Raw genomic sequence first — 12,605 nt, 5'->3', positions numbered from 1 at the left:
CAAGCATTTATGACGCAATACGCACTATTTTAGCACGGTAAGACCTTCTTCACACGCGTCAACAATTCTTTCTATTAATAAATCGTTGAGCAGCCTACCCTTGCGCGTTGCGATAATGCGATTTTCGTGCAACACTGCCAAATCTTCCTTACACACTTCGCGTAACACTTTTTGCAAATGCGAATCATCGAACACCTTATTAGTTTCGCGCATTTTTTCGCACAATTGCGAAATATCAAGCCCTTCTTTAATGCGAAGCCCAAGCATTACTTCTTCAATAAGCGCATCTTCTGCATTGATACATTCGTAGTTTTGCCACGGCACGTTTCCTGCGTTGATAGCATGAGCCCAATGTTTTGGATGCAAAATATCCCATGATCGAAGATTGTAAAACTCGTTTGAATTAGCTAAAGAAGCGTTATCATCCATGCTTTGTTTACTAATGTGATTTGCAGCATTGTAGTGCGAGTGCGCTCCAGGACCGATTCCAGCCCAATCAATGTTTCGCCAGTATCCAAGATTATGACGAGACTCAAAACCCGGACGCGCCCAATTAGAAATCTCATACCACTCTAATCCAGCAGAACTAAAAAGCTCGTCTGCCAACTCGTATTTTGCAGCTTCATCATCGTCGTTTGGCGCTTGAATAGTGCCAGCAGCGATTTGACGGCCCATTTTTGTGCGCGGCTCTACCGTTAGCGCATATGCAGAAATATGGTTAACACCTAGGCTTAAAGCCATTTCTACTGACTTTCGCCAATCGTCTAGACTCTCTCCCGGAGCGCCATAAATCAAGTCAACACTTGAACGCAAACCACATGCGTTTGCTGCTTTTACACCGCGAGTTACGTTTTCTGGAGTATGCGTACGGTCAAGAGTTTTAAGAACATGCGGCACTGCTGATTGCATTCCGAAAGATATTCTCGTAAATCCGCCTTCTGCGAGCGTTTCAATATACTTTTCGTCTGCAGTATCCGGATTTGCTTCAGTAGTTATTTCCGCGTCTTTATTAAACCCCCACAAGTTACGTATTTCTTGCAAAATTCGCACTAAATCTTGCGCTTTAAGAACTGTTGGAGTGCCTCCACCGAAGAAAACAGATTGCGCTTTAGGCTCGAAAATTCCGTGATATTCCTGCCATTTTTTTACAAGACGCATCTCTTGAATCGCAACATCCGCATAACCTTCGCGGCTAGCACCTTCACCCAAATCGCGAGCTGTATACGTGTTAAAATCGCAATAACCGCAGCGACGCAAACAAAACGGCACGTGCACGTACACTTCAAAAGGCATACTTTTAGTTTGCATAGCTGATTTATTTAATTCAGCATCCAACTCTAAACTCATCCTTCAGACTTTTGCGCTGCGCGAATCTTATCTTTAGTGTCTCTGTCGTTTGCGCTCTCGTCTGTAGCCAAAGCCGCAACGAATGCTTCCTGCGGAACTTCAACGTGTCCGAGCATCTTCATGCGCTTCTTACCAGCCTTCTGCTTTTCGAGAAGCTTGCGTTTACGCGTAATATCGCCGCCGTAGCATTTAGCGAGCACGTCTTTTCGAAGAGCACTAATAGTTTCGCGAGCAATAATTCTAGAGCCGATTGCCGCCTGAATTGGAATCTCAAACTGCTGACGAGGAATAAGTCCACGAAGCTTCTTAGTCATCATAACGCCGTAAGAATAAGCCTTATCTCGGTGCACGATTGCGCTAAAAGCGTCAACCTTATCTCCCTGAATAAGAATATCAACTTTCACAAGATCCGCAGACTGCTCGCCATCTTCGTGGTAGTCAAGAGAAGCATAGCCTTTTGTGCGACTTTTAAGCTGATCAAAGAAGTCAAAAACGATTTCTGCAAGAGGAATCCTGTAATGCATTTCCACGCGGTCTGCACTAATGTATTCCATTGTGCCCATTTCTCCGCGATGTTCCTGGCACAAATCCATTACAGCACCAATAAATTCTTTCGGCGTAATAATATCTGCAGCAACCATTGGCTCAATAATGCGCTTAATCTTGCCTTCTGGAAACTCGCTAGGATTCGTTACATGATGCTCACTGCCGTCTTCACTAGTTACATCGTAAGTTACGTTAGGAGCAGTGGAAATAAGATCCAAGCCAAACTCGCGGCTTAAACGCTCGGAAACAATCTCCATGTGCAAAAGACCTAAGAATCCGCAACGGAAACCAAAGCCCAACGCAACAGACGTTTCTGGCTCGTAAATAAGAGCCGCGTCGTTAAGTTTTAGCTTGTCGAGAGCATCTCGAAGATCTGGGAATTGCGCGTTATCAATTGGGAAAAGACCTGCGTAAACCATAGGTTTAGGATCGCGGTAGCCATCCAAAGGCTCGGATGCGGGATTTACGGCGCTAGTAATAGTGTCGCCAACTTTAGATTGACTCACGTCTTTTGCGCCTGTAATTACGTAGCCTACTTCGCCTGCTCCAAGCGCCTTAGTTGGAGTCATATCTGGGCTAATAACGCCGATTTCAATAGGATCGTGCGTCATGCCGATTCCCATCATATGCAATTTTTCGCGCGACTTAAGCTCGCCATCAACCATACGAATATATGTGACGATTCCGCGATACGAATCGTATACTGAATCAAAAATAAGAGCGCGAGCAGGAGAATCAGGATTGCCGCTTGGGGCTGGAACTTCCAGCACAATTTGATCAAGTAAGTCTTTAACACCTTCGCCGGTTTTACCAGAAACGCGCAACACGTCCTCCGGCTTGCAACCAATTAATCCAGCTATTTCTTCAGCATGCTTATCTGGTTCAGCGCTAGGCAAATCGATTTTGTTAAGCACAGGAATAATCGTCAAATTGTGGTCGATTGCCATATAAAGATTAGAAAGCGTTTGCGCTTCAATGCCTTGAGTTGCGTCAACAAGCAACACTGCACCTTCGCATGCTGCCAGCGCGCGCGAAACTTCGTAAGTAAAATCGACGTGACCAGGAGTATCGATCATTCCAAGCGAATACTCTTTGCCTTCAAAAGTCCAAGGAACGCGAACAGCCTGCGATTTAATAGTAATACCGCGCTCTTGCTCAATATCCATGCGATCCAAGAAACGGTCTCGCATTTCACGCTCTGGCACAATTCCTGAAAGTTGCAAAATACGATCTGCTACAGTGGACTTGCCATGATCTATATGCGCAATAATGCAGAAATTGCGTATCAACGATTGATCCGTAAATCCTGGCTGGTTATGCGGTGTAATCAAAGCAAGCATCTCCTTATTAAATACGCGGATAATATTAAATTGCGTAAGCTACGCAAGTAATTAATCTTACCAACTCTACTACCCTAGTTTATAATATAAATCAATATTTTTAGCACTTATTGAATATTTGCATGCTTATGAAGCTTTGCAGTTGTGCTCTGCAGACGCTGATTCCTGTTGATTAGCGAACACTAACATCCGTGCCACTGCATGCGTCACACCAGACACTCTTCCTACCACACCAAAAACGACTGTGATTGGAATTAACGAGTGAGGGGTGGGTGTTGCTTGGTCGAGCAATATAAAAGCGGAACGATAGTAATAATATTATTGACGAATACTATTTTTGCAGAAAAAGTAAGTAAAAAACTAAACTTAACTACGCAACCGCTAAGTCCAAATAAGGTATAAGAGCGGAGCGCTGTCCTCACGGCTAATCGCCGTTCGGCTGAGCTTGCACGGAAAGTCCACTGGACTTTCCGCCTGAGCAAGCTCACGCTCCGAGTTGCTTTCGCGCGCACAATGCTGCGCTCAAGCATGTCGTCGCGCTAGCAACACCACACATCACAGCCACACAAAGAAACCCGCCAGCCAAAAACCAGTCCCCAAAACTCGCGCCACAGTAAGTAATAACGTTATCCAAGAAGCATGCTATGCTTACTCTTTGTATGTCCTTATATAGCAAACGTCGTTTGGAGTAACAGTGGCAAACATTAAGTCGCAGAAAAAGCGTGTTCTCACCAACGAGAAAGCACACAAGCGTAATGTAGCAGTAAAGTCTGCTTTGAAGACCGCTATTCGTGCTACTCGTGAAGCCATCACCGCTGGTGATAAGGCTGCAGCGCAGGCCGCTTTCGCAGTAGCCGCTAAGAAGCTTGACAAGGCTGCAGGTCGTGGCGTGATTCATAAGAATCAGGCTGCAAACCGCAAGTCTGGTCTTGCTGTAGCGATTAACGCTCTGTGAAGTTTGTGCAGGTAACTGCATAACACAGCATGTAAGGAAAAATCCCCAGCGCCAATCGGTGCTGGGGATTATTTTTATCATCGCATGCAATATTAACGACGACGATTATTAATACGACGAATACGAGGACGTCTAACCTTAATAGGTTCTGTGCGATTCATTGCTCCAAATAAAGTTAAATCTAGTTTCACAGACAACAAGCGCATTGCAACAACAAGAGCAACAATAAGAATATCAAGCAATATTTCAACAGTTAAACCAAAGTAACCTGCATGCTTTGCTTTTACAACAAAAACAGTTAATACGCATCCAAAAGCAGCAGGTAAAGCATACCAATGCTTATCTCGCACAATAACAGGAACTTGGTTCAAAATCATGTCGCGAATCAAACCGCCTCCCAAAGCAGTTGCCATTCCTAAAAATACTGAAGTCGTGCCCGACATATGAAAATCTAAGCCTTTTGCTGTGCCGTTCACAGCGAACAATCCCAAAGCTAGCGCATCAATCGTAAGCATAAACCAACGCCACTTATCAATCTCCGGGTGCGCAACTGCAACAATTACACCGGAAAGCAATCCAGTAATCACAAAACCATGATCAGCAATACCAACAGGCGGTAACGCTCCAAGTAAAACATCGCGCACAATTCCGCCGCCCAACGCAGTGATCCAAGAAGTGGCAATAATGGCAAAAACATCGTACTTTTTACGAATAGCCCACATGCCACCAACCATTCCACAACATCCCATAGCAACATACTCAACTATAAGAAAGAAGATGTTGTCCCCTAACGCGCCTTCCAAAGCATTTCCCTTCAAACAAATTCACCGAAACATTGCGCGCAACAAGCAGACGCGCCGCACTCTATACGATATCTAAATATAGAGTACGACGCGCCATAAGCAATATTAGATTAGATAATATTAACTAACTTATATAAATTAGTCGCAAACTTTCCACATCCAGTTATGCTTGTCTTCGACATCACCGAGCTGAATGCCGAGTAACTCGTCGCGCAAAGCTTGAGTCAACTCACCGACGCCACCATCGGCAACTTTAAGGTCGAATTCATCGGACTTAAAGCGACCAATTGGTGTAATGATTGCAGCAGTACCGCAAGCAAAGACTTCAGTAACCTCGCCAGAACGAATGTCGTCAAGCAATCCTTGAAGAGGAATCATGGTTTCAACAACCTTATGACCTGCTTCCTCAGCAAGCTGAATCAAAGAACGACGTGTAACGCCAGGAAGAATGCTGCCGGTGAGAGATGGAGTTTCCAAATGACCATCCTTGTGGAGTGCGAACATGTTCATGCCGCCAAGCTCTTCCAAATATGTCTTGGTTGCAGCATCAACGAAGCACACCTGCTCACAACCGTGCTCAATGCCCTTGTATTCACCAAGCAAGGAAGCAGCATAATTTCCGCCGCACTTAGCAAAACCAGTACCGCCAGGACCAGTGCGGAACCACTGATCTTCAACCCAAATGCTAACAGGCTTCAAACCACCCTTGAAGTATGGACCAGATGGAGAAGCAATAACACAGTATTCAACTTCATGAGCTTCACGCACACCAAGGAATGGCTCAGAAGCAAACATGAATGGACGCATGTAAAGCGTATACTCTCGACGGCTTGGAACCCATTGCTTATCTCGCTTTACCAAAGCTGCAACCGATCCAATAAAGTCGTCAATAGAAAGTTCTGGCAAATACAAACGCTTAGCAGAATTTTGGAAACGAGCAGCATTAATATCTGGGCGGAAAAGCCAAATAGAGCCATCAGCGCGCTTGTAAGCCTTCAAACCTTCAAAGCATTCCTGAGCATAGTGCAACACAGATGCACCTGGATCCATTTTCAATGGACCGTAAGGCTCTACACGACGATCAGACCATCCTTCGCCTTTAGTCCAAGACATATGAACCATATTGTCGGAGAAAATCTGACCGAAAGCAGGCTTATCAATAAGTTCGTTGCGCTTTGCGTCCGAAACTGGATTATCATTCGGCAGAACTTCAAAGTTGCCAGCCAATTTGTTCAACAGAGCTGTATCGCTATGATCATAAGACTCATAAGCGTCAGAAAACTCTGGAGCTACTTCTAAATCAGCCATTATGTCTCTTTTCTATGTGGATTATTTCTACTTGCCTTTTACCGCAATTAACGTATAGAATAATACGATTCTTGTTTTTCGCAAAACTTACACGCCAAAATTTTTCAAAAAATATTTCAAAAAATACGCTTTAAACTAAAATTTATTTAGAAAATTCAATGATTTTATACGAAAAAGCCGCATAAGAACTGACTTATGCGGCTTAAAATTTTAAACTATTTTATAAGTTATAAATTATAAGTTAATTAGTAATTAAATACGTTAACTTATTTTAAACTTACTTTTCTTCTGCAGCAGGAGCAGCAGCTGGAGCGGCGGCATCTGCAGCAGGAGCAGCAGCTTCGGCTGTAGCAGCATCTTCAGGAACAGTGACGCTCACAACGGATTCTTCGCCATCCATATCGAGCTCAACACCCTCAGGAAGCTTGACATCCTTAGCAAACACCTTGGTGCCGTCGGTCAAACCATCAACGTTAACAACCAAACGCTCTGGCAAGTTAGCAACGTCTGCACGAACCTTGAGCTCCTGAACGTCAACGAATGCAACAGCAGCACCCTTTGGAGTACCTTCAACGAAGACTGGAACTTCAACGTCAATCTTTTCGCCAGCCTTAACTTCGTAGAAGTCAATGTGTTCTACAATGCGCTTAACAGGGTTACGCTGAACATCCTTAACAACTGCAATGCGAGATTCATCGCCAAACTTAATAGTGAACAAAGCATTAGCGTGACGCAAAGCCAAAGTGGTTTCGCGCATTGGAAGAGTAACATGCACTGGTTCAGCACCGCCAGCATAAAGGCTTGCTGGAATCAGCTTAGCTACGCGCAAACGACGAGCAACACCCTTACCAAACTCAGTGCGCAATTCACCTTCAAGAGCAATTTTTGTAGCCATATCGGTCTCCTTATGGTCTGGATAGTTTAGTTTGTTAATCCAGCTTCAGGCGCACCGACGCGCCGAAAACCATAAGAGGCTATCAGCCCAGTCGATAACGGAACTCTGCCAACAAGCTAATCGCAAGCTAGTGGCATATTCCCTCGCCAAAGCAACTTTGCTATTCTAACGACAGGCTACGACTTATGGCAAATACAAAATTATTACTAATCAAATCGAATATAACTGCTACTTGAGCATACAAGCGATTATTATAGTTAATAGTATGCAAGCGCATAGCATGATACTATGATGTGCGCTTAATCCGCAAGCCGTTTGGCATAATGAAGGAGCAAATGTGTCCGTTTTTAATGCACTCCAACAGCAAGCGTTTAATCTTGCCCGTAAAGCATTGCGTATTGGCAGTAACTTCGCGCACCCAGTCAGCGATGACCGTGCAGGCGAACCAGACTACCTTAATACGGATCAAGAAAACACAAATACTTTACTTTCACAAAAGCAACGCCTTCCACACGTAGAAGAGTGGGGCGCGCAAATGCCAACAACGACGTTTATCGATCCGGAAACAGGCTTGCTGACCACAAAAACCGAAAGCGCAGCACCTCTTGACGAAGGCACAAGCATTTATGACTTATACGCAGATCGCGCAGCACGTATGGGCGACGATCCTCTTTACACTTATAAAGAAAACGATAAGTGGGTCACAAAAACAGCTAATCAGTTCCTTCAAGAAGTACGCGATGCTGCAAAAGGTTTGATGCACTACGGATTGCGCAAAGGCGACGCCGTTGCTCTTATGTGCAAAACATCATACGAGTGGGATGTAACAGACGCAGCAGTTATGGCTTGCGGCGGTGTTCTTGCAACTATTTATGACACGGATTCAGCTGAGCAAATTCGCAATATTGTGAATAATTCCGACTCGCGTTTCCTTATTGTTGAAACAACTGACATGCGAGATAAAGCTGACGGAGCTATTGAAGAATGCCCAAGCTTGGAACGCATTATTTGCATTGAAACAGGCGGCTTGGCAGAACTTCAAGCTTTCGGATACGCTGTTAGCGATGAGGAACTAGACGCTCGCATTGATTCTGTAAAGAAAACAGACTTGTGCTCTATTGTTTATACTTCTGGTTCCACAGCTGCACCTAAAGGTGTGGAAATGACTCACGAACACTATTGCACTACAGCGTTGAATTTGCCTGTTTACTTGCCAAATTTGCTTAGCGAAAAAGACGGATCTGTGCTTCTGTTCCTTCCTCAAGCGCACTCTTTTGCAAGAGCAATTAACTATATTGTCGTTGCAAGTACGTTACGCATTTATATTGCTCAAGGTATTCCTACTTTGATTTCCGATTTGCAAGTTGCAAAACCTACAGTTATGATTGTTGTCCCTCGAGTTCTTGAGAAGGTTTATAACGCAGCTTCGCAGAAGGCTGGCCACGGCGCTAAAGGCTTGGCTTTCCAGGGTGCTGTTGTGACGGCTCAGCAGTATATGAAGGAAGTTCAGGAATTTGGTGACGCTAAGGCTCTTACTAAAGCTCGCCGCACTGCTTACGATCCACTTGTTTATCGTCCACTTCGCCAAGCTCTTGGCGGTCGCGCACGCTGGATTGTTGCAGGTGGAGCTCCTCTAGATCCTGAATTGCTTTCATTCTTCCGCGGAGCAGGAGTTCCTGTGTACGAAGGTTATGGTCTTACAGAAACTACCGCACCATGCGCGTTTACTCCTATTGGAGTTCCATTCCGAGAAGGTTCTGTTGGCATTGCATTCCCAGCTTTTACTTTGCGAATCGCATCCGACGGCGAAGTGCAAATTAAAGGCACTTGCGTATTCCATAAGTATCACAAAAACGATGAAGCAACAGAAACTTCATTTACTAAAGACGGATGGTATGCAACAGGCGATTTGGGACGAATTGACGACGATGGCATGCTTTATATTACCGGCCGTAAGAAGGATTTGATTATTACTGCTGGCGGTAAGAACGTTGCTCCTGGACCTATTGAAGAGATGATTAAGAGATGCGAACTTGTGTCTCAAGCTCTCGTTCTTGGAGATAAGCGTCCATTTATTTCTGCACTTGTTACTTTAGACGAAGAAACTTTGCGAAATTGGCTTAAACTCAAAGGTCTTGACGCCACTATGAGCATGGAAGAGGCTGCTAATAATGCTGTTGTTCGTGCTGAAGTGCAAAAGTTTATAGATCTTGCCAACGAAGGCGTGTCACGCGCAGAATCTGTGCGAAAGTTCATTATTTTGCCAGAAGAGTTTACGCAAGAAAACGGCTTAATGACTGCGTCTATGAAGATTATTCGTCCACGAGTTATTAAGCGTTACACTACTTTACTTAATACGCAAATGTATACGACGCGCAAAAAGTAGTTTGTTTAAGTTAAGTTAGCTGAACTTAACTTAACTAAGTGCATATCGCAAAGCCGCGGCTTGACTTGTAATTAACTAGTCTACCGCGGTTTTTCGTATCTACCCCATACTCCCGCGTTTCATATCTATCCTCCCACACTCCCGCGTTTTGCCTCGACCACATGCTTATGCGTTATGTTTGTCTCACCTCCGAGACAAATCTAACGAAAATCAGCCAAAAAACGTTACAAATGCCTCATCAATGATGCAAATCTAACGAAATTAGGTCAAAAAGCGTTACAAATGCCTCACCTCCGAGACATATATAACAAATCTGATGCAAAACAGAAAATGTAGTTAACACGTTACAACGCGCGATACAAATCCAACGACACAAAGTCAGCGCACAGCCACTATCACTCGCATAAATCACAGCATCTTAATAATCCTAGGAATTCCTGCATCAATCAACTTACTCTCAATTCTTTTAGGATTAACAATATCCGGGATGGTAAAACGCACAATCCTGCTTACTCCACACTCCTTCATAAGCAACGCTTCACGCTCAGCCTGCCTGTCAATATTGCGATTAATAACACTAGGATTGTACGATTTACGCAACATTCGATTATCGAAAGACGAATTAAAATCGACGTTAGTATGCATAAAATTATCCGAATCAACGTAATACTTTGAATGCCCATCAAGCTCGCCAACAATCAACTCAGAATTGGGAAGCCGCCACAAAAAATCACACCTATACTTGCCACCTGAGTGTGGTAATATAAACTCGCGTTGCAATTCTGGCACCATAAATCCGAGCGAAATCATCGTTCCTCGCGCGAACGATTCCCCGCCATTTTCGCTTAATCCACTTGCAAAATAGCAGAGACGTCTAAGTGAAAGAAACTTATCTACTCTAGTTTCACAGCACCTTCCAAAAAATGTGCTTTCAAATAAATCAGAGGTTGTTGTTGCAGCAACACTTTTATAATTATTAACATCCAAAGTCGAATATCGACTTTCACAAATAGAAATGACTTTAGCAAAATCAACATTATCGCGAGCCGCAGAATCAAAAATCGACAATGCTAATCTAAAATTAACGCTATTTGCAACATCGAAAAGCATTGTGCTCTTATCTACAATATGACTTCGAACTTCGTAATTTATATTGTCGCTTAAATGCGGAAGGGCAACTAAGCGACCGCCACTTCCCTCTCTTCCCCGCACAATTCGAACATCATCACTAGTGCCATCCATCTCTCTGCCTGTTGCATTAATTCTACGTAGCAACGGATTATCATTTACAGACTTTCTGGTCATAGTGCGAACGTAAATTGGAGTTGATTGAGACTGCAACATTTTGGAGCAATCACGATTTTTACCAGTTTTATAATCAGTTTTATAATCATATGCTATGTGATCATAATCATTCACAACATCGTAGCCGATTAGCGCAGCAGCAGTAACACCTGTAAATTTCCAGTCTGGATGAATATCCATCAAAGAAAACGCTATATGGCGAATTTGCTCAGCTGTATACAAATTTTGCCAATACTCTGTTCTTGCATAAAGACCTGAAAATACTCTCACAAGCAATCCTGACCTAGTGTACCTATAAGCACACTGCCTTTGCGAATTGCTGATTGGATGAAAACAACGACGCTCAAACTCAGCTTTTTTGAGCATGCTTTTAACATTAGACTTTTTCATAAGCCTGAGATTATGAGATAAGCAATGAATGCACAATAGATTTCGATCAATGTGGATAAAGGCTATTTGAGACAGAATGAGACTAGACTGAGCTGACTTACGACGAGCGTTATGTTTGTCTCACCTCCGAGACAAATCTAACGAAAATCAGCCAAAAAACGTTACAAATGTCTCACCAACGATGCAAATCTAACGAAATTAGGTCAAAAAGCGTTACAAATGTATCATGAGTGAGACATATATAACGAAATTAACCCAAAAATAGCCTAGAATCCCAAACGCTCAAGCTTCTTAGGGTCGCTCTGCCATCCTTTTGCAACCTTCACATGCAATTCAAGCACAGCTTTTGTGCCAGTAATGCGATTTACTGCCGTGCGCAAACGCTTCTTTACGCGCACTAAATGCTCCGCACGATGGCCAATAATAATTGGCTTTTGCGAATCGCGCTCAACATAAACAGACACAAGCACATGCGCTTTATTGTCGTCGTATTGAGTATCATCACCACCACCCGGATACACAATATCGTCAACTACAACAGCTAAAGAGTGAGGCAACTCGTCGTCCAATTCTTCCAAAAATGCGCCACGAATAAGCTCCGAAATCATACTTTCTGGGCTTTCCTCGCTAAGCTGATCCGCAGGATACATTTGCGGACCTTCCGGCAAGTTTTGAATCAAAACATTCTTAACTTCGTCAACATTGTCGCGTTCCAACGCACTCACAGGCACAATATCCGTAAAATCGTCAAACTGCTGAATTTGAAGCAAATGCGCAACTAACTCGCTGCGGCTAAGCGTATCGATTTTCGTAACAATACCGATAAGCGGAACTTTCCAAGTCCAGTTGCCATTCTCATCTTTTTTAGCAAAATCGGAGCGAAGACGGCTCAGAATTCGCCTATCTCCAGGTCCTATCTCCTGGTCTGCTGGAAGCAAGAATGCAATCGCATCAACATCTGCAAGCGACTCGTCAACAATATCGTTCAAACGCTGACCAAGAAGCGTACGCGGACGGTGAATACCAGGAGTATCAACCAACACCATTTGCGCATTATCAGTTGTAACAATTCCGCGAATAGCCTTACGCGTAGTTTCCGGGCGAGACGAAGCGATAGCAATCTGCGTGCCAATAAGAGCATTCATAAGCGTTGATTTACCAACATTTGGTCTACCAACTACAGCTACGAAACCGGAACGATAACCGTGAAAATCAGGAGTAGAAATCGTTGCGTGAGTTGAAGCGTCTAGATTTGCAAACATCTCGTCGTCGAAATCATCAGTGCCATCGAAGTCATCAGCGTCGTCAAAGTTGTTAATATTATTCACGT

The 12,605-nt window shown here is 43.8% G+C and carries 9 protein-coding genes; 2 read left to right on the top strand and 7 right to left on the bottom strand.

Translation table 11 applies throughout. From position 1 onward, the window contains the following. Nucleotides 1–24: 24 nt before the first annotated feature. Nucleotides 25–1,347 (bottom strand): radical SAM family heme chaperone HemW, encoded by a 1,323-nt coding sequence (gene hemW, locus HXT34_RS02270; protein ID WP_421785296.1) that lies wholly within the window; start codon nucleotides 1,345–1,347, stop codon nucleotides 25–27. Beyond that, nucleotides 1,344–3,224: a translation elongation factor 4 gene (gene lepA, locus HXT34_RS02265; protein WP_415682928.1), complete on the bottom strand. Its 1,881-nt coding sequence runs from the start codon at nucleotides 3,222–3,224 to the stop codon at nucleotides 1,344–1,346. The genes hemW and lepA overlap by 4 nt, the downstream gene beginning before the upstream one ends. A 703-nt stretch (nucleotides 3,225–3,927) precedes the next feature. On the opposite strand from lepA, the gene rpsT reads away from it, so the two are divergent. Next, the gene (gene rpsT, locus HXT34_RS02260; protein ID WP_004106518.1) at nucleotides 3,928–4,188 is read left to right on the top strand and encodes a 30S ribosomal protein S20; all 261 of its coding nucleotides are present in this window, start codon (nucleotides 3,928–3,930) and stop codon (nucleotides 4,186–4,188) included. Nucleotides 4,189–4,280: 92 nt separating this feature from the next. On the opposite strand, the gene HXT34_RS02255 is transcribed toward rpsT, so the two are convergent. From HXT34_RS02255 to HXT34_RS02245, 3 genes are all read right to left on the bottom strand, one after another. Then, nucleotides 4,281–4,991: a trimeric intracellular cation channel family protein gene (locus tag HXT34_RS02255; RefSeq protein WP_415682990.1), complete on the bottom strand. Its 711-nt coding sequence runs from the start codon at nucleotides 4,989–4,991 to the stop codon at nucleotides 4,281–4,283. 138 nt (nucleotides 4,992–5,129) lie between these two features. Next, entirely contained in the window at nucleotides 5,130–6,299 is a 1,170-nt protein-coding gene (locus HXT34_RS02250) for a branched-chain amino acid aminotransferase (RefSeq protein ID WP_004106516.1), read from the bottom strand. A 277-nt stretch (nucleotides 6,300–6,576) separates the two neighbouring features. Continuing rightward, nucleotides 6,577–7,194 (bottom strand): 50S ribosomal protein L25/general stress protein Ctc, encoded by a 618-nt coding sequence (locus HXT34_RS02245; protein WP_415687173.1) that lies wholly within the window; start codon nucleotides 7,192–7,194, stop codon nucleotides 6,577–6,579. A 337-nt stretch (nucleotides 7,195–7,531) separates the two neighbouring features. Between HXT34_RS02245 and HXT34_RS02240 the strand changes: the two genes are divergently transcribed. Beyond that, nucleotides 7,532–9,580, top strand: a complete 2,049-nt coding sequence (locus HXT34_RS02240) for an AMP-dependent synthetase/ligase (RefSeq protein WP_012914232.1) — start codon at nucleotides 7,532–7,534, stop codon at nucleotides 9,578–9,580. Nucleotides 9,581–9,988: 408 nt separating this feature from the next. Here the strand turns inward: HXT34_RS02240 and HXT34_RS02235 are convergent, their stop codons facing one another. Both HXT34_RS02235 and era read right to left on the bottom strand, forming a co-directional pair. Next, complete coding sequence (locus HXT34_RS02235) at nucleotides 9,989–11,275, bottom strand: AMP-dependent synthetase (protein ID WP_415682925.1); 1,287 nt, start codon at nucleotides 11,273–11,275, stop codon at nucleotides 9,989–9,991. Nucleotides 11,276–11,541: 266 nt separating this feature from the next. Next, nucleotides 11,542–12,603 carry a GTPase Era gene (era, locus tag HXT34_RS02230; protein ID WP_421785293.1) on the bottom strand — a complete coding sequence of 354 codons (1,062 nt, stop codon included), beginning with the start codon at nucleotides 12,601–12,603 and terminating at the stop codon, nucleotides 11,542–11,544. Nucleotides 12,604–12,605: the final 2 nt, after the last annotated feature.

This window comes from Gardnerella sp. DNF00983 (genome assembly GCF_049244265.1).
Lineage (GTDB): Bacteria > Actinomycetota > Actinomycetes > Actinomycetales > Bifidobacteriaceae > Bifidobacterium > Bifidobacterium vaginale_J.
This window is presented reverse-complemented; position numbering and strand designations above follow the sequence as displayed.

What these genes read in the sequence shown, in the direction of transcription:
- hemW (WP_421785296.1), bottom strand. Translation starts at nt 1,347, where the DNA reads ATGAGTTTAGAGTTGGATGCTGAATTAAATAAATCAGCTATGCAAACT.
- HXT34_RS02245 (WP_415687173.1), bottom strand. Translation starts at nt 7,194, where the DNA reads ATGGCTACAAAAATTGCTCTTGAAGGTGAATTGCGCACTGAGTTTGGT.
- HXT34_RS02250 (WP_004106516.1), bottom strand. Translation starts at nt 6,299, where the DNA reads ATGGCTGATTTAGAAGTAGCTCCAGAGTTTTCTGACGCTTATGAGTCT.
- HXT34_RS02235 (WP_415682925.1), bottom strand. Translation starts at nt 11,275, where the DNA reads ATGAAAAAGTCTAATGTTAAAAGCATGCTCAAAAAAGCTGAGTTTGAG.